General features: G+C 72.4%; 22 protein-coding genes and 1 pseudogene. 9 read left to right on the plus strand and 14 right to left on the minus strand.

What is annotated here, in order from left to right; translation table 11 throughout:
* Positions 1–7: 7 nt before the first annotated feature.
* Entirely contained in the window at positions 8–2,704 is a 2,697-nt protein-coding gene (gene lanL / locus ACIPW5_RS04600) for a class IV lanthionine synthetase LanL (protein WP_401240295.1), read from the minus strand.
* Positions 2,705–3,422: 718 nt separating this feature from the next.
* On the opposite strand from lanL, the gene ACIPW5_RS04605 reads away from it, so the two are divergent.
* On the plus strand, positions 3,423–3,587 hold the full coding sequence (locus tag ACIPW5_RS04605; protein ID WP_401240298.1) for a hypothetical protein: 165 nt from the start codon (positions 3,423–3,425) through the stop codon (positions 3,585–3,587).
* A gap of 15 nt (positions 3,588–3,602) precedes the next feature.
* On the opposite strand, the gene ACIPW5_RS04610 is transcribed toward ACIPW5_RS04605, so the two are convergent.
* The 3 genes from ACIPW5_RS04610 to ACIPW5_RS04620 all read right to left on the minus strand — a co-directional run bounded on the left by ACIPW5_RS04610 (position 3,603) and on the right by ACIPW5_RS04620 (position 6,336).
* Positions 3,603–3,971 carry a hypothetical protein gene (locus tag ACIPW5_RS04610; RefSeq protein ID WP_401240301.1) on the minus strand — a complete coding sequence of 123 codons (369 nt, stop codon included), beginning with the start codon at positions 3,969–3,971 and terminating at the stop codon, positions 3,603–3,605.
* Between the two features lie 67 nt (positions 3,972–4,038).
* Positions 4,039–5,004, minus strand: a complete 966-nt coding sequence (gene pip, locus ACIPW5_RS04615; RefSeq protein WP_401240303.1) for a prolyl aminopeptidase — start codon at positions 5,002–5,004, stop codon at positions 4,039–4,041.
* Between the two features lie 111 nt (positions 5,005–5,115).
* A complete protein-coding gene (locus tag ACIPW5_RS04620; protein ID WP_401240305.1) occupies positions 5,116–6,336 on the minus strand; it encodes a DUF418 domain-containing protein in 1,221 nt (406 codons plus the stop codon).
* Positions 6,337–6,651: 315 nt separating this feature from the next.
* Between ACIPW5_RS04620 and ACIPW5_RS04625 the strand changes: the two genes are divergently transcribed.
* From ACIPW5_RS04625 to ACIPW5_RS04635, 3 genes are all read left to right on the plus strand, one after another.
* A complete protein-coding gene (locus ACIPW5_RS04625) occupies positions 6,652–7,377 on the plus strand; it encodes a hypothetical protein (RefSeq protein WP_401240307.1) in 726 nt (241 codons plus the stop codon).
* 685 nt (positions 7,378–8,062) lie between these two features.
* On the plus strand, positions 8,063–8,548 hold the full coding sequence (locus tag ACIPW5_RS04630) for a lactococcin 972 family bacteriocin (protein ID WP_401240309.1): 486 nt from the start codon (positions 8,063–8,065) through the stop codon (positions 8,546–8,548).
* Positions 8,549–8,725: 177 nt separating this feature from the next.
* The gene (locus tag ACIPW5_RS04635; RefSeq protein ID WP_401240312.1) at positions 8,726–9,352 is read left to right on the plus strand and encodes a hypothetical protein; all 627 of its coding nucleotides are present in this window, start codon (positions 8,726–8,728) and stop codon (positions 9,350–9,352) included.
* An 843-nt stretch (positions 9,353–10,195) separates the two neighbouring features.
* Here ACIPW5_RS04635 and ACIPW5_RS04640 read toward each other — a convergent pair.
* Positions 10,196–10,366, minus strand: a pseudogene (locus tag ACIPW5_RS04640) (response regulator transcription factor); the annotation flags it as partial.
* Here ACIPW5_RS04640 and ACIPW5_RS04645 point away from each other — a divergent pair.
* Positions 10,322–10,459 carry a hypothetical protein gene (locus tag ACIPW5_RS04645; RefSeq protein ID WP_401240313.1) on the plus strand — a complete coding sequence of 46 codons (138 nt, stop codon included), beginning with the start codon at positions 10,322–10,324 and terminating at the stop codon, positions 10,457–10,459. The pseudogene ACIPW5_RS04640 and the gene ACIPW5_RS04645 overlap by 45 nt on opposite strands.
* Positions 10,460–10,554: 95 nt before the next feature.
* Here ACIPW5_RS04645 and ACIPW5_RS04650 read toward each other — a convergent pair whose 3' ends face one another.
* The 3 genes from ACIPW5_RS04650 to ACIPW5_RS04660 all read right to left on the minus strand — a co-directional run bounded on the left by ACIPW5_RS04650 (position 10,555) and on the right by ACIPW5_RS04660 (position 12,820).
* Positions 10,555–11,223 carry a hypothetical protein gene (locus ACIPW5_RS04650; protein WP_401240314.1) on the minus strand — a complete coding sequence of 223 codons (669 nt, stop codon included), beginning with the start codon at positions 11,221–11,223 and terminating at the stop codon, positions 10,555–10,557.
* 84 nt (positions 11,224–11,307) lie between these two features.
* Positions 11,308–12,399, minus strand: a complete 1,092-nt coding sequence (locus ACIPW5_RS04655) for a polyprenyl synthetase family protein (RefSeq protein ID WP_401240317.1) — start codon at positions 12,397–12,399, stop codon at positions 11,308–11,310.
* A 79-nt stretch (positions 12,400–12,478) separates the two neighbouring features.
* Positions 12,479–12,820: a hypothetical protein gene (locus ACIPW5_RS04660; RefSeq protein WP_401240319.1), complete on the minus strand. Its 342-nt coding sequence runs from the start codon at positions 12,818–12,820 to the stop codon at positions 12,479–12,481.
* 179 nt (positions 12,821–12,999) lie between these two features.
* Between ACIPW5_RS04660 and ACIPW5_RS04665 the strand changes: the two genes are divergently transcribed.
* The gene (locus tag ACIPW5_RS04665; protein ID WP_401240322.1) at positions 13,000–13,458 is read left to right on the plus strand and encodes a hypothetical protein; all 459 of its coding nucleotides are present in this window, start codon (positions 13,000–13,002) and stop codon (positions 13,456–13,458) included.
* Positions 13,459–13,469: 11 nt separating this feature from the next.
* On the opposite strand, the gene ACIPW5_RS04670 is transcribed toward ACIPW5_RS04665, so the two are convergent.
* On the minus strand, positions 13,470–13,772 hold the full coding sequence (locus tag ACIPW5_RS04670; RefSeq protein WP_401240324.1) for a transcriptional regulator: 303 nt from the start codon (positions 13,770–13,772) through the stop codon (positions 13,470–13,472).
* Positions 13,772–14,224, minus strand: coding sequence for a hypothetical protein (locus ACIPW5_RS04675; RefSeq protein WP_401240327.1), 453 nt, complete (start codon positions 14,222–14,224; stop codon positions 13,772–13,774). Before ACIPW5_RS04675 ends, ACIPW5_RS04670 begins: the two co-directional genes overlap by 1 nt.
* A gap of 232 nt (positions 14,225–14,456) precedes the next feature.
* Between ACIPW5_RS04675 and ACIPW5_RS04680 the strand changes: the two genes are divergently transcribed.
* Complete coding sequence (locus tag ACIPW5_RS04680) at positions 14,457–15,098, plus strand: RlpA-like double-psi beta-barrel domain-containing protein (RefSeq protein ID WP_401240329.1); 642 nt, start codon at positions 14,457–14,459, stop codon at positions 15,096–15,098.
* A 44-nt stretch (positions 15,099–15,142) separates the two neighbouring features.
* Here ACIPW5_RS04680 and ACIPW5_RS04685 read toward each other — a convergent pair whose 3' ends face one another.
* The 3 genes from ACIPW5_RS04685 to ACIPW5_RS04695 form a co-directional block, all read right to left on the minus strand.
* On the minus strand, positions 15,143–15,853 hold the full coding sequence (locus ACIPW5_RS04685) for a hypothetical protein (protein WP_401240331.1): 711 nt from the start codon (positions 15,851–15,853) through the stop codon (positions 15,143–15,145).
* A gap of 130 nt (positions 15,854–15,983) precedes the next feature.
* On the minus strand, positions 15,984–17,279 hold the full coding sequence (locus tag ACIPW5_RS04690; protein ID WP_401240334.1) for an MFS transporter: 1,296 nt from the start codon (positions 17,277–17,279) through the stop codon (positions 15,984–15,986).
* Positions 17,276–17,794 (minus strand): ArsR/SmtB family transcription factor, encoded by a 519-nt coding sequence (locus tag ACIPW5_RS04695; protein WP_401240337.1) that lies wholly within the window; start codon positions 17,792–17,794, stop codon positions 17,276–17,278. The genes ACIPW5_RS04690 and ACIPW5_RS04695 overlap by 4 nt, the downstream gene beginning before the upstream one ends.
* Positions 17,795–17,915: 121 nt before the next feature.
* Here ACIPW5_RS04695 and ACIPW5_RS04700 point away from each other — a divergent pair, with 121 nt between their 5' ends.
* Positions 17,916–18,368: a DUF5959 family protein gene (locus tag ACIPW5_RS04700; RefSeq protein ID WP_401240340.1), complete on the plus strand. Its 453-nt coding sequence runs from the start codon at positions 17,916–17,918 to the stop codon at positions 18,366–18,368.
* Between the two features lie 172 nt (positions 18,369–18,540).
* On the opposite strand, the gene ACIPW5_RS04705 is transcribed toward ACIPW5_RS04700, so the two are convergent.
* Entirely contained in the window at positions 18,541–19,221 is a 681-nt protein-coding gene (locus tag ACIPW5_RS04705; protein WP_401240343.1) for an NAD(P)H oxidoreductase, read from the minus strand.
* Between the two features lie 86 nt (positions 19,222–19,307).
* Here ACIPW5_RS04705 and ACIPW5_RS04710 point away from each other — a divergent pair, with 86 nt between their 5' ends.
* On the plus strand, positions 19,308–20,288 hold the full coding sequence (locus ACIPW5_RS04710; RefSeq protein ID WP_401240346.1) for an AraC family transcriptional regulator: 981 nt from the start codon (positions 19,308–19,310) through the stop codon (positions 20,286–20,288).
* Positions 20,289–20,515 lie beyond the last annotated feature (227 nt).

Raw genomic sequence — 20,515 nt, forward strand, 5'->3', positions numbered from 1 at the left:
CTGCCGCTCAGCCCGGCTGCCTGATGGTCCAGTGCCGGGAGTCCGTGTGGCGGGTCCGCAGGAGGAACGCGAGGATCCCCGCGGATCCGTCGCTCCAGCCCGTCGACACGTCCCCGTACTCGGTGGGGAAGACGACGTGGCCGTCGCGGTGGGCCCGTTCGGCGGCGATGAGGCGGGCCAGGTCCTGGGCCATCGCGCGGTAGTAGGGGTCCCCGGTGGCCGAGGCCATGTCGAGGAGGAAGTCACCGTTGCCGGCCAGGCCGTGGCACTGGCCGAGGGGGGCCCGGGAGGCGCGTTCCACGACGGCCCGGGCGGCGCCGCGGGCGAGTGCGGCGTAGCGGCCGTCGCCGGTGGTCCGCCACAGCCTGATCAGGAAGGACCCGATCCCCGCCGAGCCGTGGCACCAGTACGGGGCCGTGGGCACGTCGCCGGCCTGCGCCGGCCAGTGGACCGCGTCACCGGTCCGTACGGCGGAGGCCACCAGTTCCTCGCCGGCGGCCACGGCCAGCTCCAGGTAGTCCCGGCGGCCGGCGACGGCCGCGGCGGCGAGCAGGAAGGAGCCGATGCCGGCCGTGCCGTGGGCGAACCCGAGGTAGCGTTTGGCGGGTTCCGCGGAGGCGGCCTGCGCCGGGACCGGCCAGCCCACCCCGTCCGGCTCGGCCCGGGCGGCGGCGGCCAGCCCGTCGGCGTCGGCGACGACGCGTGCGGCCAGCCTGGGGTCGCCGGTGCGGTGCCACAGGTGGGCGGCGGCCAGTCCGCTGCCCGCCCGGCCGTGGGTGATGTCGTGGTGGGGCGTCGGCTCCTGCTCCGCCAGGGCCAGGGCGACGGCGTGGTCCGCGAGCGCCCGGTCGTCGACGGCACGGGCGGCGTCGTACAGGGCCCAGGCGGTCCCGCGGCCGCCGAAGTGCAGGCCGGGGCGGGTGGTGGAGCCGGGGTCCGTGCGGTCGGCGATCCAGCGGCCGGCGGTGGACAGGACCTCCGGCAGGCGCGGATCGCCGGTGAGTTCGAAGTACCGGGTGAGGACCGCCAGTACGCCGGCCGCGCCCTGCTGCACCGTACAGGGGTCGGTCTCCCCCGCCTTGGTGGACACCGGCCACAGCCGCGGGGCGTCCTTCGGGGTCATCGAGTCGACGAGGTGGCCGACGATGCCGGCCACCGCGTCCGGGACCTCGGGCCTCGGGGGCGCGGGGCGCCGGCCGGGCGGTCCGGCCTCGGGGTGCAGCACCGCGCGGGCCCGGGCCGGGTCCCAGCGCTCGGCCGGGTCCTCCTTCATCAGCCCGAGGATCATCTCGGGCAGGCCGTCCGGCAGGGGGAGCGCGGCCCCGGCGGCGGTGAGCCACTCGGCGAGCCGGTCGTCCGGCGGGCGGCCCGCCGGCTCCTCGGGCAGCAGGTGGGGCACCTTGCCGGCGAGGACGAAGCACACGGTGGCGCCGAGGCTGTAGTAGTCGGCCGTCGGGGAGACCGCCGCGGCGGTCAGGCGTTCGGGCGCGCTGAACCCGGGGGTACCCACCGTCGTCGGGAGGGCGTCGGAGTCTTCCAGGACGGCGAGTTCCAGGTCGATGAGGCGCAGCTCGCCGTCCGGGCGGACCATGATGTTGCCGGGGGTGAAGTCCCGCAGGACGCAGCCGTGTGCGTGGGCGGCGGCTATCAGGTCGACCAGGCGGCGGGCCTGGGCGAGGGCGTCGGCCCGGTAGCGTTCGGCGCCGGCGTCGCGGAAGTGCTCGGCCACCCAGTTGAGCAGGGGGACGCCGGGTATCTCCTCCTGGGCGAGGAACAGGTGCCCGGCATGCTCGAACAGGGCGAGGGGTTCGGGGGCCAGCCCGGTGCCGCGCAGTTCCTCCAGGGTCCGCGCCTCGGCGCGCAGCCAGTCGCGTACGTCGCGGCCGGACGTGTCGGCCTCCACGTGCGGGCGGGCCTCCTTGATGACCACGGGTGCGCCGGTGGTGGCGTCGGTGCCGCGGTAGACGCCGCCCTTGTTGGTGTGGCGGATGGCCTCCCGGACCGAGAAGCGGCCGCCGAGCAGGACGGGTCCCGCAGGCTCCGTGCGCGGTTTCGGCGGGAGGGGTACGGAGGCGGGGAAGGGGCTGACGGCCCAGGGCGGGGGCGCGTACTGGCCGGTGCGCACGTCCTCGACGGGGTTGCCGTCGGGGTCGGTGATGTACCAGACCAGCAGCCCGTCCGCGGAGAGCAGCCGCCGGCCGACGAAGGCCCCGTAGCGGTAGTGCACCAGGCTGTTCGCGGCGTACGGCTGGTCGGAGAGGATCCGGGGGCCGGACAGTCCCGCCGTGGCGTGGTGCAGTTCCAGGGCGATGCGGGCCGCGTCGGCGTCGGTGCGGGGGTAGACGGTGATGAACTTGCCGGAGCTTCCGCGGGGCGTGGCACGGGAGTTGAGCGCGCCCACCTGGTCCAAGGACCGGGCGAACTTGAACGCCGACTCGTCCCGCAGGAGTACGCCCAGGGCCTTGGCGAGGACCGCCGGCGCGGAGGCGGAGGTCGCCGACACGTGCAGCTTCCAGCCCTGCTCGCGCTGCTCGCGGGCCAGCGCCTGTGCCTGTGCCTGTGCCTGTGCCTGTACGGTCGCGGGGCGGGGCGTGAGGCGGCACCACATCTCGTCGGTGTCGGTGTTCCACCGCCCGTCGGCGCCCGTGGAGTCCAGGGCCAGGCGGAGGAGTTCCTCGAGGTCGACTTCGGTTGCGTGGCTCATCGTTCCCGTCCCTCCCGGTCGGTGGGGACCGCGGGTTGGAATATGCCTTCGGTAAGGAGAAACGTACAGCCCGGGCCGGTTCCGCGTCAGTCGGTGCGGCGGGCGCACGGTGTTTATCGGAGCTCTGATGACGTCAACCGGCGCATAAAGAAGTGCGGGGAAAGTGCGCGCGGCGCCATTACACCGCCCGGCCGTTCGGCACTGAAACTGGAGGGGCCAAAGGGATTCGCCGCGGAACCCGGGTCCTGGAGGCATCCATTTCCGGGGCCGCAGTGGGGTGCGGCGGGTGGCGAACCTTGCCTTTCGACCTTCCTGTAACGCGTTGACCAGCACTGTTCATGGGTCCGACGCTTGCCGGCCCTCGATTGCGATCAGTGTTCCGGGGGTGGTGCAGCCGGCCGGAGGCCCGCCGTTATGGGCGTTATAGGCCCCGGACTTACGGCTCACAGCTTTCCAGTCGCGCGGGCTGCGGTAAAGAGTTCGATTTCGCCATGGTGGCGACCGGGGCGGAACGCGGTCCGGGGCTCTCCCATGATTCTCGATCAGATGCCTGAGCTGCGTACCGGCGAATGAATTGAAGAATTCATGAACTGTACGTCAACCCCCGAGGCGACTCAAACCCACGTACGGGCGGCCGACCCCGGTTGAAGGGCGCCCGCCTCCCCCCATATGATCATTTCCGACTGCATCCGGTGAACGGCCATGGCAGGAGGGGCGAATGGAAGACAGGCTCACGACAGGACCGGCCCTCGGCATCGCGGGCTTCAACGCGGTTCTCACCGTCGCGGTGGCCGTCGCCACGTGGGACGGCGGCCCGAGTCCCTGGGCCGCCGCGGCCGCCGTCTCCGTACTCGTCCTGGCCGTCCTGGTCCGACGGCGCTGAGCCGGCCCGGAGCCGTCACCGCTCCCCGGGCGTACCGATGGCGCGCCGCAGCGCCTCGGCCGCTTCCCGGCTCGTGCCGTCGCGCTGTTCCAGCAGTGCCGCGGCGATCGCGTCCAGCTTCTGCTGCACGGCGTGCGCGTCGCGCCGGTCGGCGTTCTTCAGCAGCGCGAGCAGCAGGAGGCTGACCGAGGTCATGGCGTCCCCCGCGAAGATCAGCCAGGCCAGCGGCACGTGCAGGAAGTGCAGCACGACCGTGCCCAGGACCAGGAGCACGCACAGGAGGTAGAACAGCGGCGAGCTGGTCACGTTCGCCGCCCGGTCCGAGAACGCGGCGAACCAGGCGTGGCCGGGACCGTCCCGCTCGGCAGGGTGTTCGGTGGTCATGCCCGCCATACTCCCGGGTGAGGGCCCGTCACCCCGGGACCACGGGGCCGGGGCGCGCCCCGGCCGGTCAGCGCCCGTTCCGGCCGAAGCGTCCGGTGGCCTCCAGGATCGCGTCCCGCATCGCGGTGCTGCCCGTGTGGCCCGAGTCGTCGATCACCTTCAGCTCCGCGTCCGGCCACGCCCCGGCCAGCTCCCAGGCGGTCTTCAGCGGGCTCGCCAGGTCGAGCCGGCCGTGGATCAGCACCGCCGGGATCCCGGCCAGGCGCGCCGCGTCGCGCAGGAGCCGCCCGTCTTCGAGCCAGGCGTCGTTCGCGAAGTAGTGCGTGCAGATCCGGACGAAGGCCATCAGCGCGTCGTCGGGCTTCTCGCCGTACGCACCGGGGGTGCCGAGTGCCTCGTGGGCGATGACGGCGTCCTCCCAGGCACACCAGTCCCGCGCCGCTTTGGCCCGGACGGCCTCGTCCGGGCTGTTCACGAGCCGGCCGTAGCCGGCCACGAGACCGCCGGCCCGGTCCGCTTCCGGCAGGGCGTCACGGAACGCCTCCCACGGGCCGGGCAGCAGGCGCCCGGCGCCGCGGTAGAGCCAGTCGGTCTCCTCGGGCCTGGTCATGGTGACGCCGGCGATGACGACCTCGGAGACCCGCTCCGGGTGGGTCTCGGCGTAGGCGAGGATCAGCGTCGAGCCCCAGGAGCCGCCGAAGAGCAGCCAGCGCTCGATGCCCAGGTGCTCGCGCAGCCGCTCCATGTCGGCGATCAGGTGCGCGGTGGTGTTGTGGTCGAGGCCGACGGCCGGGTCGGAGGCGTGCGGGCGGCTCTCCCCGCAGCCGCGCTGGTCGAACAGGACGATCCGGTAGACCTCGGGGTCGAACATCCGGCGGCTGCCGCGCCGCCCGCCGCTGCCGGGACCGCCGTGCACGCACAGGGCCGGCTTCCCGTCGGGGTTGCCGCTGGTCTCCCAGTAGATCCGCTGACCGTCGCCGACGTCCAGGAGGCCGTGCGCGTACGGTTCGACGGACGGGAACGGCTCGGCCATGGTGGTCTCCTCCTGGATGCGCGAAGAACGGCCCCGCGAGGCTAGTCGGCGGTCCGCAGGCAGTCCGCCGATTTATCCGCGGCCCGGGCGGCGGTGGCGGCCGCGCGGGTGTCAGTTCGGGGACGTCGCGCGGGTGCGGCGGTGGGGGAGGCGGGCGTGGGTGAGGGCGCGCAGGAGCCATTCCACCGGGCCGTAGCGGTGGCGGGCCATCAGGTGGCGGCTGAGGGCGAGTTGTCCGGCGTACAGGGCGAGGGCGCCGAGGACGACGGAGGCCGGGCCGAGGCGGTCGTACAGGGCGAGGCCGTAGCCGGTGAAGACGAGGGCCATGACCAGGGACTGGGTCAGGTAGTTGGTCAGGGCCATCCGGCCGGCGGGGGCGAGGAGCGGGGTGAGGCGCGCGCCGGGGCCGCTCTGCAGGAGCAGGAGCATCCCGCAGACGTACGCGGCCGTCAGCGCGGGGGCCGTGGCCGTTCCCACCACCTGGCCGAAGGCCGTCCACCGGGCGCCGAGCGGGCCGCTCGCGGCCAGGGCCATGAAGAGGCTGCCGGGCAGTCCCACGACGGCGCCGAGCAGGCAGATGCGGCGCAGGCGGGCGCGGTGGGCCCCGGTGTCGGCGAGGAGGCGCCGCTTGCCGCAGTGCAGCCCGGCCAGGAAGGCCGTCACCACGAAGCCGCCCATCAGCAGCGAGGCGAGGAGCTGGTCGGGCAGCTGGTCCAGGTTGGCCCGTATGACGGAGGCGGCGTCGCCGCGGTAGCCGGCGGTCAGTCCGGTGAGGCCCTCCGCGAGCTCGGCGTCCAGGGCGGCCGTCTCGGCGTCCGGGACGAGCAGGGACCCCAGCCCGATGAGGAGCAGGAAGGAGCCGAAGCAGGCGTACACGGTCCAGGCGGCGCGCCGTGCCGCTCGGGGTGAGCAGTTGCGTGCGGCGATCAGGATCAGGCCGAGCACCGCGTACGTCATGAGGATGTCGCCGACGTACAGGAGTACGGCGTGCAGGACCCCCAGGGCGAGCAGCCCGAGGGAGCGGCGGAGCAGCCGGGGGACGGGACGCGCGCCGTCCGCTTCGGCGGAGGCCAGCTGGAGGGTGAAGCTGTAGCCGAAGAGGAACGAGAACATCAGGTAGAACTTGCTGACGAAGAAGGTCTGGACGACGCCCTCGACGGTCCGGTCGAGGACGGAGGCGTCGGGGTGGTGCACGGCTCCCAGGCCGTACGGTCCCGCCATCATCAGTGCGTTGACCAGCAGGATGCCGAGCAGCGCGAAGCCGCGCAGGGCGTCGACCTCCCGTATTCGCGCCGACCGGTCTCCTCGTGCGTGCGTGGCCGTCGCGGACACTGTCTCCCCCTGCGCGTGGTGTCGTGGACGATCCCCGCCGGCTGGTCGGGCCGGCGGGTTCGTTCCCTTTGAACCTAACGCACCGAGATCGCCCGACTCCAAGGCCCGGTGTCGTGACACAGGTCACAGGGGGCTCAACGAGTTCGAGAAGTTCGAAAAGTTCGAGCCGTTGTGCGCCTGGCTCACTGTTCCGGGGGATCTTTCGCCGTGCGCTCCGCCGTTCGGGTGAACGCGGAGCCCGGCCCGTTGATCTCGCTGATGAGATCGAATCCCCGGCGCCCGCTGCGTGATGGCGCCCCATCAGGAAGGAAGTCCGTGTCTCACGGTCAGCACGAGCGTGTCCGCGTCATCTGCCCGCCGGCCGCCGCGACCCTGGGTACGGCCGTCCACCGCTCCGGCGACGGGTGGCTGTCCGACCGGGAGCCGGGCCAGGTGTTCATGATGGGTGACAACCACACCCTGCCCGCCATGCCCGAGCGGCCCACCCTGGCCGACTTCTTCCGGCTCCGCCTGGCCCTCGACCCGTTCACCACCCGCCACATGCTGCAGAGCGCCCGGAAGGCGCGGCAGCAGGGGGCGGACGACAAGGTGGTGCTGGCCTGCCTGCTCCACGACATCTCGGTCGCAGGCCTGCTGCGCAGCCATCACGGGCACTGGGGCGCCCAGCTGGTGGAGCCGTACGTGGACGCCGAGGTCGCCTGGGCCGTGCGGCAGCACGAGATCCTGCGCTACTTCCCCGACGAGAGCGTGGGCTACGGCTATCCCGAGGCGTACAGCGACTTCTTCGGAGCGGAGTACCGGCCGCCGTCCCACACCCGGGCGGCCTACCTGGAGGCGCGGCGGCACCGCTGGTACATGTCGGCCCGCATGGTGACCATCAACGACCTGTACACCTTCGACCCCGACGTCCAGGTCGAGTTCGACGAGTTCGAGGACGTGGTCGGCCGCCACTTCCGCCAGCCCGCCCAGGGCCTGGGCTTCGACGGCTCCCCCGTGGCCCACATGTGGCGCACCATGATCTGGCCCAACAACTTCCTCTGACGCGCCGTTGCGCGACGCGGTGCGGCGGCCGGTGAGGAGCAGGCTCGTGGATCGGCCGACTCGATCCCGGAGCGCAGCACGGAGTTGCTCGGCACCGTCGTCACGGGATTGCCTTCGATCCAGGTGGACCACGTCACCGACGGGCACGCGCGAGGCGACCGGCGCCCGTGCGCCCGGGTCCACGGCCACCGCACTGGTCTCGTCGTTGGCGACGAAGTACTCGATAGGCAGCTCCGACGGCCGGGACCCGCAGAACAGATCGAGTGCACGGACTCCGAAGAGCTGGAACACGTGCCCGCTTGACCTGGTGTCGGCCTCGACGGGCCGGTGGACCACGCGTTCCGTGCCGGAAAGGCGGCCTGGCGGCTCATGGCCGCGTCGCCACGTTTGCCCGCCGTAAGGGTCGAGGGCGCCCCAGGTCTCCACCCACGCGACACGCCGATTGGGCTACTGGTATCGGCCATCGATCATCACCGAGCGAAAAGGCGACCTCAGCCAAAAAGTAGCGAAATTCCGCTTTAATCCAACCAAAACAACTAATGAAAAATCCACAAATATCGCCACAATAACCCCAAATGGGGCATGCTGAATTCGAGCCAGTAAACTCGATTTTCGATTGTAGGCAGGTGCCGACCCATGGAGGATCTCCCTCGTTCCCAACACGGGGAATCAGGGGAGGGGAATCATGAAGACTGTTGGTAGATCTGCCGCTTTCGCCATCACGAGCGCGGCCCTTGCAGCCTTAAGCCTCACAACGCCAGCCGCTGCGGATGCGCCCGCAACCGCCAGCTCCTTCGGAGCAAGTGTCACCGTCCACCACCGTGGGGACGGCACCCAGCCGCCTGCAGAGCTGGGCAATCCCTCCGAATGGGGTGTGGTGACGTTCAGGATGGATGCGGCTACTGCCTCTTTCGGCCCGCAGTCGCAGGCATGCATCAGCCCGTCCAGCGGCGGCACGTGGTGTTACGGATGGTCCGCGAGGGAGGTCAGCCCTGGAGTAGTCAACAAGTACTGCTACTCGAACTATCTTCACGGATCGAAGGGGCATTCGTCCACGGTGAAGCTCGCGGGCGACACGCGTCGCGCCTGGGCGCCGGCCGGCGGCACCTCCAACGCGAACCTCACTGCGGGTCTCGCCTACACCTGCTCCAGCTACTACAGCGTCGATTAGTTCCTGATCGCCCGCGCTGAACAGTAACTCCGTTTAAAGTGCGGTAAGTTGGTAGCCCGCTCCGGGGCTGTACGGCCGCCCGTGCAGCCCCGGAGAGCAGCGCTGCCTCCAACTCGGACTTACCCACTGAACGGGAGAAGAACAATCACAGGCTTTGCACGTGCTCGCATTGTTCCGGTGACCGTGGCCCTCGTCACGGGTTTGCTACTCGGCTTGGCGGGTCCCGTTGTCGGAAAATGGCATAATCCAGCCTGCGTCGCCGCGAGTATTGTCTTTTCCAGCGGTTGGCCGTGGGCTTGCTACGCGTTCCTGGTGGGGTATTGTCGCCGATCCAAGATCGAATCGGCACTGCTGGCAGCGTTTGGATTAGCCATCGGTGTCGTTACGTATTACGTCTTCAAGGAGATGAATCCTACCATTCCGGCCGGAATGGAACAGGCCACCTCCATTCCGGCCGAAATGCAGATGGAATCCGAATCCTCCAACGGAGGGCAGATTTTCATCTGGGGAATAGCGGCTTTCGTATTTGGTGCACCTCTAGGGCTCATGGGAAACGTCGCGCGAACGCCAGGAGTCGGTGGCCTTCTGTTCCGTCTACTCGTTCCGTTCATTGCCTTTTTCGAGGCAACCCAGCGATTGAACGTAGAGGCGGCCTCGGAAGGGGCGGTCTTCGCTGTCACCTGGAACGTGACTCGCGCCGCGGCATGCGTCGCCGCCCTGACCCTCATCGGGCACGCGGCATGGAGCTGGCGCAGTCGAGCCGTCGGGCGGGTGGAGCCTTCCGCACGTGTGCGCCGTCCTTGACCGCTGGTCCGGGGTCGGCCTCGGCGCAGGCGGTGCGCTCGTGCCTCCGCTGGCAGGTGGGTGCTGCGGCGGCCTCGACGGGGCAGGGGCGTCCTCCGCAGGCCGGCTCCCTGACGGCCTCGGCGGCGAACTGTTCGACGGCGTGTCCGTGTTCATCCCGTGTCCCCCGATCTCGGCCCGTCCGGCCGTGTCGGGGGAGCTTCTCAGCGGCGTCGAACAGTCCGCCAACGAACCGCCAACGGGGTGCCGGGACCTCGGTCCCGGCACCCCGGCAGTGTCGTCGCGGGGGCTCAGCCCACTGAACGTCACGTCCAGTGGGCTGGCCTCACGGGCGAAGACGTTGCCGTTCGGGGCCTTGTAGAGGGCGGCGCCGTCGCCCCGCGGCCCGGCGGAGGCGAAGGTCGCGGTGATGTAGGAGCTCAGGCACGAGGACGGGCTGAAGTCGAGCTCGTAACCGTTGCCGTTGCCGTGGCTGTACGTCCCGGCGGCGTGGCCGGGCTCCGTGCCGCCGGTGACGGTGAGCGCGCAGTTACTTGCCGCGCGCAGGGCCACGGCGCCTTCCGCGGAGCCGCGGCGCAGTCCGTCGAAGGAGGTGCGGGAGGAGTTGTTGCCGTCGGAGCGGTTGCCGGACGAGCTCCAGCCGATGCCGCCGGCGTCACGGAACAGGCTGCTCGTCGGCGCGTGCGTCAGGAGGGTGCCGCCGTCGCGGCCGCCCGAACCCGACCCGGAACCGGTCAGCAGGGGCTGCCCGGTGGCCGGGCCGACGACGCCGTCGACGGTCAGCCACCGCCGTACCGGTTGAGCTGGACCTGGACCGCCTTGACGGCCGGTCCGCCGTCCCCATCAGCGGGGCGGGGTGACGAGCCCCGTCTCGTAGGCGGTGATGACGAGCTGGACGCGGTCCCGGGCGCCCAGTTTGGCGAGCAGCCGTGACACGTGCGACTTGGCGGTGGCCACCGTGATGAAGAGGTGCTCGGCGATCTCGGTGTTCGACAGGCCGCGTCCGACCAGGGCGCCACGGTCCCCGGCTCCTGGACCGTGTACGCGCTCTGGCCGCTGATCGCGGTGGCACTCGCGGTGCTCGTCGTGAGGCGCCGCGACGTGTGAGCGTTCCGGTGAGTGCGGCGATGTGGCCCTGGTGTCCCGGCAGGATCGCCTCGTGGTTCGGGCGCGGGGCGTCCGGGCGCGGGGAGAGGCCCTGCTCAGCCGGCCGGGCCGGCCGTGATCCGACGGGCGGGGTCGGTGGTGTCGCGCACCGTGTACGCCGCCGAGATGGCGGCCGACGCGATGGAGCTCGGGCAGAAGAACCCGCCCTCCAGCCTGATCGGCACGGGTGCGGCGGTCAGCCCCAGGGCGGGGGCCTCGGGGTCCCAGCGGGCCGGGAGCGAGGCGGCGGCGCCTGGGGCGGCCGTGGCGGTGCAGGACAGCAGCCCGCTGGTCCGCAGGACGAAGCCGCCGGCCGGCATCGTCAGGCGCCCGGTGGTGCCCGAGGCGGCGTACTGGAGCCGCAGTTCCCAGGGTCCGTGGTCCTCGTTGGTCTCCACCGACACCCGCAGGCCCGGCGCGTCGGTGGTGCAGTCCTGGAAGACCGGCGGCTCGATCCGCAGCGAGACCGGCCCCGAGGGGTTGGTGGCGGCGGACCCGGCGGGGAGCGTGTTGCCCGTGGAGGAGGAGCGGGCGCAGGTGACGGATATCGGCCCGGCGTCGAACGTGACGGGCTGTCCGGCCACGGCGTCGAAGCGGTGGCCGGCGGGCGCCAGCGACGTACCCGCCGGTGCGGCGGCCGAGGCGGCCGTGGGCGCGGGGGCGAGCACCCCGGCCAGGGCCAGGCAGACGACGGGGGCTAACCGGACCTTCTTGATCGTTTCCATGCGCCGAGCGTACGAACCCCGGCGCCCCGGGCACAGGGCCGAACGGCCCTGCGCCTCAGGGACGTTGGGCTCTGACGCCGAGGGTCACCGGTCCCGGGTGACGCTCCAGACCGGCATGTGCTCGAAGAACGCCACGGCCTCCGGGCGCCAGCGCTCCCGCCAGGTGGCGGCCTGGGCCCCGGCCCGGCGGGCGTGTTCGTGGGCGTCGTCGCGGAGCCGGCGGTCGACCCCGTGCGCCCGCGCGATGCTCCGTATGCGGTCGAGGGTCTCCTCGTCGCAGCCCGGGTCTCCCGAGGCCCCGTCCAGCAGCGTGCGCTCGGCGTCGTCGCAGACGGACCGGAGGGCGGTGACGGCGTAGCTGCGGCGGCCCGAGCGGATGTCGGAACCGGTCGGCTTGCCGAGGGCGGCCGGATCGCCGAACAGGTCGAGCCAGTCGTCGTGGATCTGGTTGGCGATCCCCAGTGCGGTCGCGTAGCGCCGCAGTTCGGCGTCGTACGGGGCGTGGTCGGTGCCGGCGGCGAGCAGGCCCATGCGCAGCGGGGCGAGCACCGAGTAGCGGGTGGACTTGAACTCGGTGACCGCGTGCAGGAACTCGGTGCCGGGGTCGGGGTGGAAGTCGCGTTCCAGGTCGATCATCTGCCCGGTGACGGTCGCGGCCGCCGTGTCGGCGTGCACGGCGGCCAGGGCCAGCGCGCGGTCGGCGGGCAGGCCGCCGGTGAGCAGCACCCGCAGGGACAGGAAGGCCGCGAGGTCACCGGCGAGGAGGGCCATGGCGAGGGCGGTGTCGGGCCGGTCGGGGAACGTCCGGCGGTAGGCGTAGTAGGTGGACGGGGCCCCGCGGCGGACGGGCGCGTCGTCGATGATGTCGTCGTGGATCAGGCCGTGGGTCTGCAGCAGTTCGATGCTGATGGCCGCGTCGTCCAGACCCGGTACGTCCTCCTCGGTCACCAGCGAGGCCGCCTCGTGCAGGAGGACCACGCGGAGCCGTTTGCCGCCGCGCAGCGACATGTCGCGCACGAGGTCGAGCGCACGGGCGGGGAAGGCTCCGTGGGGCGGGATCTCGAACGTGCCGCCCGCGGGGTCGGTCAGGGAGTCGAAGTAGGCGGCGAAGCGGGCTTCGAAGCGGTGCTGGTGGCGGGAGGCGCGCTGGAGGGCGGCGGAGAGGGCTTCATTCACCGGCCCAGGTTTGCACGCCGTCGCCAGACGCGGACCGGCGGCCCGGCGGCGGTGGCACCGGGCCCGGCCGCCGCCCGCGTCAGTCCGGGACGACCACGGCCAGGAGGAGCACGAGGGCCAACAGGACGGCGCACATCAGCAGGAGGCGCAGGAGGGTGAGCCCTTCCCGGACCCGGAGCTCGCGGCGCTCGGCACGGGTCAGCGGCGGGATGACCGCGGTGCCCGCCCGGACCTGCGCGGCCAGCTCGTGCACCACGTCGGCCGGGTACTTGTCCACGTCCTCGGTGCCCTGGAAGCCGCCCTTGCCCGTGACCCGGTGCGGACGCAGCGCCTTCTCCAGGGCGTCGCGCGAGGTCCCCCTGGGGAAGAGCCCGCGCACCGCGTGCAGGTCGAGCAGACGACGCTCCGGCATCTCGGCCACGGTGCCCCCTCCGGTGTACGGGCCGCCATCGTGGGCCGGGCCCCGGACGCCCGTCAAGGCAACGGGCCTACGGGCGGCGGGAGTACAGGCGGGCGGGGAGGCGGCCGGGGAGGCGGCCGGGGCGGGCTCACCCGAAGCCGATGGCCCCGGCGTCCGCTCCGATGAGGAATGATCCCCCCATGAAACCCGCTCACCTCCCGACGACCGAGTCGGCCGTCCGCGCGATACGCGAGATCGCGCAGGACCACCGCCTGACGATGACCGTCGCCGATGACATCGGCGCGGACCGGACCTCACGCCGTACGGCCGCGGACATCGGCGCCACCCTCGACCCCGACGGCTCCCTGCCGCACGAGGCGCTCGTCGACCTCGAAGGCACACCCACGGTCAGCGTCCGCCTCTACCCCGAGGACGACGCGGACATCACGGTGGACCACGTCGAGTTCCGCGACGTCCCGCGCGACTCGGTCCCCGCCTTCCTCCGCTCCGTCTACGGCGGACTCGCCTACACGAAGGGCCGGTTCTTCCCGCCCGGCCTGTGGCTGATCGTCCCCCTGCCCGGCGACACGACGCACAAGGAACTCGTCACCCTCACCAACCCCAGCCCCTGGCTCCTCCAGATCTCCCGCAAGGGCTGACCCGCGGTCGGCTACGCCGGGGGGTTCCGCGCCGCCGCCACGATCCGTTCCAGCGCCGAGGCGTGCCGCCGGAACGCCTGCCGCCCGTGCGGGGTGAGGCGCAGGTGCGCGTGCCGGCCGGTGCGGCTGCGCGTCCTGCGGACCTCGACGTACCCGGCGTCCGCCAGCGCGGTGACCTGCTTGGACAGGGCCGAGTCGCTGGTGCCCACGGCGTCCCGGACGAAGCCGAACTCCACCCAGTCGGCCGGGGCCAGCAGCGCGACGATCGAGAGCCGCGCCGGGACGTGCAGGAACTCGTCGAAGTCGGGGTCCATCAGCCCTCGCCCTCCCTGCGGAGCATGGCGACGAAGGCCGGACGGAACGCGTACGACGCGGCCACGACCGCCAGCGCGGTGACGGCGGCGGCGACCGTGTGCCGGGCCGGCAGGCCGGCGAAGTACGCGGCGATCGCCACCGCCCAGAAGAACACGAGGGTCACGACGCTCGCCACCGCGTACCCGAGGACCTCCCGCCCCGTGGTCCTGCGGCGGACCGTGGCCCGGCGCTGGTGCACGTACGACCCGCCCATGGCCAGGGCGTTGCCCGCCAGGACCGCGGCGACGTTCAGGGGGTTCGGCAGATCGAAGGAGGCGAACACGGCGAACAGTCCCAGCGCCGCGACGACCAGGTAGGGACGGGAGTAGGCGTGGCGCAGGTACTCGGCGAGCGCCTGCTGCCGGCCGTTCCGTATGGCGTCGAGGGCGGTCTGGGCGTCGTAGGCAGTCATGTGCGGCATCCGTGATCGTATGGAGGACGGGTTCTTTCCCATCAGGAAACTACCACCTTCTTTCCCAAGAGGAAACAACTGCCGCGCGGGAGCGCCGCCGGACATTAGCGGCGTGTTAGCGGTGTTCGTGATCCTGGGTCGGCCGTGACCGCCGGCCGACTCCGGCGGCGGCCGGCAAGGACCTTGCGCGGACCCGCCCCGGAACGCGCCATCCCGAGGAACAGAGAGAGCGATGAAAGCCAGAATCGCCACAGCGGCCGCCGCAGTTGCCGTACTCGCCGCCGGCACCGGTGCCGTGATCACCGGCGCCACCGCCTCCGCGTCGGAGACCGCCGCCGCCTCCGCCCAGGCCGCCGTCCTGGCTCCGCAGGCGGGCGGAACGACCGCCGCCCCGGCGCCCGGCGGGACGACGGCCCCGCCGCCCAACCCCGGCAGGACCACGGCCCCGCCGCCCAAGCCCGGCACGTCGCACGCCCCTTCGGGCAGCCCGCAGCCGGGCAGGACCACCACCCCGCCCCCGACCCCGAAGCCGGGCAAGACCACGACGGCCTCTCCGCAGCCGGGCAAGCCGGGCGAGACCTACAAGGGCTCGGCGACCCACTACTCCCCGGGCCTGGGCGCCTGCGGCAAGGTGATCAAGGACACCGACCACGCCGTCGCCCTCGACCCCACCATGTTCGGGAACGGGTACCCGTCGGCCAGCTGCGGACGGAAGGTCGTCATCACGTACAAGGGCAAGTCCGTCACGGCCACCGTCCTCGACGAGGCCCCGGGCGCGGGCCGCCACGGCCTCGACCTCACCCCCGGCACCTTCAAGGCCCTCGCCCCCCTCGACAAGGGCAAGATCGACGTCACCTGGCGCTTCGCCAAGTAGCGCTCCGGGGGCGGGGCGGGCTCCGCCGCTCGCGGCGGGCCGTGTCAGTGGGCGAGCTTGTACGCGGCGGGGTCCGCCTTGTAGGGGGCGAAGTCGGTGTTGTCCTTGCAGCCGAGCTGCTGCCAGGTCTTCTCGTTGGTGACCGGGTCGGTGCCCGTCAGGCGGTACTTGCAGGCGCCCTTGATGAAGTTGCCCCGCACGCCCCCGGGGAAGTCGATCTCCTTGTTCCACAGGTACGGCGACTGGTAGTTGTTCACCGCGGCCGTCGCGTTCACGTCGATGCCGCCCGGCGCGTAGATCTCGTAGACCCAGCCGGTCTGCTCCGCCCCGTACGTCGCGAACCGCTTGGCGACGCTCTGGTCGCAGCTGGTGCTGAGGTGCGCGCTGAGCTGGCCGCCGCCCTTGACGATGTACTCGGCCAGCGGGATGAGCTGGTCCCCGCGCGGGGTGAAGCCGGTCCGGAAGATCTCGTCGACGTTCTCCCTCGTGTCGCCGCGCCACAGGGTGTTGACGTCCTCGCGCCACTGCCAGCGCTCCTTGACCGCGGTGGCCGCCACCGGACGGGCGATCTGCGAGTTCGTCGTGGTGCGCCACCAGTCCCAGGCCCGGTACTCCACGACCGGACCGCACGGGGCGTTCGTGTCCCCGTCCGCCGCGGGTGCGGCCGCGGCGGACGGGGCGACGGCGGCGGACAGCAGGAAGGCGGTGGCGGCGGCGAGACGCAGAGCGGCGTTCAGCATCGGATGACGACCCATCAGTCAGACGATCAGGAAGGGGCGAAACCCCCTCTTTATAGACGCGGGGCACACCCGCCGGACCGTCGTCGAAGGGTGATCCACCCGGGAGGGTGGATCAGTCGTACCGGGGAAAGGCTTCTGCGGGCCCTTACGCGGCGTGTTCCCGGACGGGGGCCCCGGAGTCCGGGTGTTCCGGAGCCTCGGCGGGGGTGGCGGCCGCGGCGCGGAGGGCGGCTTCCACACGGCGGTTGCCGGTCATGGTCGCGGTGACCGCCGTCATGGTGAGGAGGAGGCCGGCGGCGGCGTACAGCGGGGTGCGCACGCCGTGGGCGGTGGCCAGCCAGCCGCCGAGGAAGGCGCCGAACGGGGCTGCGCACATGGCGAGCATGCGGGAGGTGGAGGCGACCCGGCCCATCAGGTGGGCGGGGACGATCGACTGCCGAAGGGAGGGGGCGAGCACCATCGTGGCGCCCATGCCCGCGCCGCAGACGGCGAGCGCGAGACCGGCGGCGTACGCGTTCGGGGCGGCGGCGAGGCCGAGGATGGCGAGCCCCTCCACTGCGGCCGTGCAGGTCAGCGCGGTGCCGGTGCCGAGGCGGCGGCCGAGGAAGGAGGCGAAGCCCGCGCCCAGCAGCCCGCCGGCGGCCTCCGCCGTGAGGAGCAGGCCGAAGCCGAAGGCGCCGATGCCGAGGCGGTCGTGCGCGAAGAGGGCGAGTACGGTCTCCACCGCCACGAAGGCGATGTTCCCGACCGCCGGCCGCAGCGCGAGCCCGAGCAGCAGCCGGTCCCGGAACACGTACGCGGCGCCGGCCCGCGCCTGGCGCAGCAGGGACTCGCGGGCCTGCGGTGCGGGCCGGGGCGCCGCGGCGGGCAGGGAGCGTACGAGCAGGGCGCTGACCAGGAAGGAGACCGCGTCGGCAAGCAGCGGGACCGCCCGGCCGAGCGCGAGCAGGGCGCTGCCGGCGGGCGGGCCGGCGAAGCCGGAGGCGGCGGCCTGGGTGCCGCGCAGGCGGGAGTTGGCGCGCTCCAGGAGTGCGGGGTCGCGGCCGAGGAGGTCCGGCAGGTAGGCCGTGGCGGCGGTGTCGAAGAAGAGGCCGCCGAGGGCGAGGAGGAAGGCGACGGCGGCGAGCAGCGGAATGCTCAGCGCGTCGAGCGCGGCGGCCGCCGCCGGTACCGCGAGCAGCGCCGCTCGCGCCGCGTCGGCGATCCACATGGTGCGCCGGCGGTCCCAGCGGTCCACCAGCGCGCCGCCGAGCACGCCGAAGAGCAGCCACGGCAGCGTTCCGGCGGCCGTGACGACGGCGAGCGCCATCGGGTCCCGCGTCAGGGTCAGGGCGAGCAGCGGCATCGCGGCGTGCGACACCCCGTCGCCGAGCGAGGACACCGTCTGGGCGGTCCACAGCCGTCCGAAGCCGGCCGGGAGTCTGCGTACGTCCGAGGTCACTTGGCGGCTCCGGGGTGGAAGAGGGCGAAGACGAGGGAGGTGTCCGGCAGCGAGGGGTCGGACAGCGCGCGGTACTCGTCCGCCAGCGCTTCCAGCCGCGCTCCGAGCTCCGCGAACTGCTCGTCGGTGAGGCGCAGGTGCGCCATCCGCACGTGCCGCTCGCGGTCCGCCGGCGCCGCCTCCAGGTCGGCCACCGCGTGCCGCATCAGCACGTCCGGGCCGCCCTCGCCCGGATCCGGCAGCACGATCGACCGCGCGGCCATGGCGTAGTACCGCTCGGTGACGCCGCGGACCTTCCGCGTCCGCACCACCTTCACCAGGCCGGCCCGCTCCAGCAGCCGTACGTGGTAGCTGGAACTGCCCTTCGCCAGGCCGACGCGCTCGGCGATCTGGGTGATCGTCGCGGGCTCGAAGCGGAGCACGGCCATGATCCGGTGGCGCGTCAGGTTGGAGACGGCGCGCAGTTGTTCGTCGGTGGTGACGTGGAAGGTCTCGGGAAGATCATCGGTGGGCATGGCTCAATGGTCAACGTTTCTTGACCATTGCGCAAGGGGTTTGGCCCGATCATGTGAGAACGAGGATTCGGGAGGGCACGTGGGCGAGAGTGAGGCTGAAGGTGAGGGTGAGGGTGAGGATGTGGACCTGATCCACCTGGCCGACCCGGACAGCAGCGTCCGGGTACGCGTTCTGGGGCGGAACAGGCCCGGAGACACGCCGTACAACGACCACCTCGATGCCGAGCTCGTCATCACGAGCGCCTTCGCCGGCGGGCGCCTCGGGCTGCGCTTGTCACCGGAGGCCGTGGACGACTGGTCGGCGGCCCTGGACGAGCTCACCGACGGGCAGGCCGTCCGCTGGACGGCCATGGGCGACACCGAGGTCCGGATCGAGGTCGACCGGCGGTTCTCGGCGCCCCGCCCCGTCGTCACGGTGGACGACGGCGGCGAGTCCGGGGTCTCGGTCCGCGTGGTCCTGGACCCCGGGGCCGGCTGGGTGGACGAACTGCGCGAGCAGCTCGGACGGGTCCGGCAAAGGTGGCCGAACGAGGTGGTGACGACCCCTCGGCCGAGGGGCTACTGGCAGCCCTGACCAACGGCTGCTGGTCAGCACGCAGTGGGGGCCGTCGTCGTCCTCGTCGCCCTGGGGCCCCTCGCGTCGAAGGACCGCCGGACGGAGGTCCCCGAGCCGGGACCGGCGCGGGCCGGGGCCGCGGGGCGCGGCAGCGCCCCGGCCCCGGCAGCGCCCCGGCACGGCCGTTGCGTCAGGCCGTCACCAGTGCTCCGGCGGCGAGCCCTTCCACGAACTCCAGGGCCCGCCGGTCGAAGTCGGCGTACTGGGCCTCGCGCGCGGCGCCCGCGACCGCCTCGCCGATCACGAGGGTGCCGTCGTCGTCGAAGCTCTGCGGGCGCTCCTCCGCGTCCGTGAGCAGGCCGACGGTGGAGTGGGCGAGGCCGCAGTAGCCGGCGAGGCCCTCGTTCAGGGTGACCTCCAGGACGGTCCGCATCCCCTCCACCATGGGGTCGTCGGACGTGACTCCGGCCAGGGCCAGCCACAGGACGCGCTTGTCGGCGAGGCGGGGCTTGCTGCGCCCGTAGGCGAACCCGTAGTTCCACACGCGGTCGATCCAGCCCTTGAGGATCGCGGGCACGCCCTGCCAGTACACCGGGAAGACGGCGACGATGACATCGGCGTCGAGCATGCGCCGCATGTGGGCGTGCGTCTCCTCCGAGTACGGCTTCTCCCGGTTGCCCCAGTCCGGCTGGTCCGACAGGTTCATCCGGGGGTCGAACCCCTCGGCGTGCAGGTCGAGCAGGTCGATGCGGTACCCGGCGGCTTCGAGCCGTTCGGCGGCCCGGCGGGCCGTGTGGGCGGTGAGGGAATCGGTGCGGTGGTGTGCGACGACCACGAGGGCTGTCCTGGCATCGCTGCCGTGCTGCGTCACGGTTTCTCCCGGCTGGTCTCGGTGCGGTTCCGCGTGGTGCGGTTGGTGCGATGGGTCCAGTACAGCCGGGGCGGCGTGGATGATCCATGGGAGAAACACTCGGGAACATAGGAGATCGTCTACGCTACGCTGCCCGTGTGGACCCGTTGAGTTCCCTCCTCAGTGGCATCCGGGCCGAGGGCTCGGTCGTCAGCCACGCCCTCCTGGCGGCGCCCTGGAGCATCCGCTTCGCCGACGGCGCCCCCCTGACCATGGTCAGCGTGCTGCGCGGCGGGGGCACGCTGCTGCTGCCCGACGGCACCGAGCGGGCGGTCCGGGCGGGCGACACCGCCCTCGTGAACGGCACCGCGCCGTTCAGCCTCGCGGACCGTCCCGGCACCCTCGACGGCCCCCACGCCGCGTACGAGATCGCCTGCTTCGGCCCGCACGCCGAGTGCACCGACGAGGAACTCGGCGGCATCCACTGGGGCGACGGCCCCCAGGAGGCGACCTCGCTGATCGTCGGCGCCTACCGCGCCTCGGGCCATCGCCACGAGCGGCTGCTGCGCGCCCTGCCGCCCGTGCTGGTGGTCAGCGAGGACGCCGAGGTCTGCACCTGGCTGGAGACGGCCGCCGCCGACGCCGCCCGGCTCACGGCCGGTTCGCAGGCGCTGATGGACCGGCTCCTGGACTGGGCCCTGGTGTGCACCCTGCGCAGCTGGTTCGACCGGGCCGGGGCCGACGCGCCCGGCTGGTACCGGGGGCTGGCCGACCCGGTCCTCTCCCCCGCCCTCCGGGCCTTCCACGACCGGCCCGCGGAGGCCTGGACCGTGGGATCGCTGGCCGAGCGGGCCGGCGTCTCCCGGGCGCTGTTCGCCAAGCGCTTCACCGCGCTGATGGGCCGTCCGCCCCTCGCCTACCTCACCGAGTGCCGCATGGAGGAGGCCGCGGCACTGCTGACCGACACCGACCTCAGCATCGCCCAGATCGGACGCTCGGTCGGCTACGCCGACGCCTTCGGCTTCAGCGCCGCGTTCAAGCGCCACCGGGGTCTGAGCCCCCGTACGTTCCGCGCCGCGGCGGCCTGATCCCCCGTCCGGCGGGGGTGACCGGACGACCACGTTCCGGCCAACTGATTGAAATTCTTACGGATGTTGGCACAGTGGCCGGAAATCCTTTCCCGATTTGGTCCTGAGCGCACCGATGTTTGATCATCGTGACAGCGCGTCATGTTCTGGCGCGCACCGAGGAGTCGGGGCACCGGGGGTCCCCGCTCCCGCTCCCACCGGGCCCCGCAGTGGCTCCGGTCCCGTTC

The organism is Streptomyces sp. NPDC090077 (genome assembly GCF_044747545.1).
Classification (GTDB): Bacteria; Actinomycetota; Actinomycetes; order Streptomycetales; family Streptomycetaceae; genus Streptomyces.